The organism is Kitasatospora sp. NPDC002543 (assembly GCF_053594915.1).
Genome location: NZ_JBSFWR010000252.1, coordinates 1 through 1,215 on the forward strand (window position 1 = coordinate 1; position 1,215 = coordinate 1,215).

A 1,215-nucleotide genomic window follows, 5' to 3' on the forward strand; every position below is an offset into this window, starting at 1 on the left:
GGAAGTCGACGCTGATGAAGGTGCTCAGCGGCGTCCACCCGCACGGCAGTTACGAGGGGGAGATCCTCTTCGAGGGCGAGCCGTGCCGGTTCAAGGACATCGGGGCGAGCGAGAAGCGCGGCATCGTGATCATCCACCAGGAGCTCGCCCTGGTGCCGTACCTCTCGCTCGCCGAGAACATCTTCCTCGGCAACGAGCACGCCACGCGGGGCGTGATCAGCTGGGGCGAGACGCTCAAGCACGCCACGGACCTGCTGCGGCGGGTCGGTCTGAACGAGCACCCGCAGACCCGCGTCGCCGACATCGGCGTCGGGAAGCAGCAGCTGGTCGAGATCGCCAAGGCCCTGTCGAAGGAGGTGAAGCTGCTCATCCTCGACGAGCCGACGGCCGCGCTCAACGACGAGGACAGCGGCAAACTCCTCGATCTGATCCTGGAGTTGAAGGGCCAGGGCATCACCTCGATCATCATCTCGCACAAGCTCAACGAGATCGCCCGGGTCGCGGACTCCGTGACGGTCATCCGCGACGGGCACTCGATCGAGACGCTCGACGTGAAGGCCGCGGAGACGACCGAGGAGCGGATCATCCGCGCCATGGTCGGCCGCGACCTCGACCACCGCTTCCCCGAGCGCACCCCGCACCCGCAGGACCTCGCCGCGGCGCCGGCCCTCGAGATCCGCGACTGGACCGTCTTCCACCCCATCGACCAGCAGCGCAAGGTCGTCGACTCGGTGTCCCTGAACGTGCGCCGCGGGGAGATCGTCGGTATCGCGGGGCTGATGGGCGCGGGCCGCACGGAACTCGCGATGAGCGTGTTCGGGCGGGCCTACGGGAAGTACGCGGGCGGCAGTGTCCTCAAGGACGGCACCGAGATCCGCACCCGCACCGTCCCCGAGGCGGTCGGGCACGGCATCGCGTACGTCACCGAGGACCGCAAGCACTACGGCCTCAACCTCATCGACTCCATCAACCGCAACATCTCGCTGAGCGCGCTGCGCAAGGTCGCCCGGCGCGGGGTCGTCGACGAGCACGAGGAGCGGAAGGTCTCCGAGGGCTTCCGCAAGTCCATGAACATCAAGGCGCCCAACGTCTCCGAACCCGTGGGCCGGCTCTCCGGCGGCAACCAGCAGAAGGTCGTCCTCAGCAAGTGGACATTCCTTCCCGTCCGGCATCAACATCAGCACCATGGATGTCGATGGTGTCGTCGCCATCGGG

General features: G+C 67.4%; 1 protein-coding gene. It reads left to right on the forward strand.

Features of this window, described 5'->3' with window-relative positions; genetic code table 11:
- Window positions 1–1,215, forward strand: a 1,215-nt coding sequence (locus tag ACWD4P_RS38365) for an ATP-binding cassette domain-containing protein (RefSeq protein WP_449782841.1), incomplete at both ends; no start/stop codon positions are given.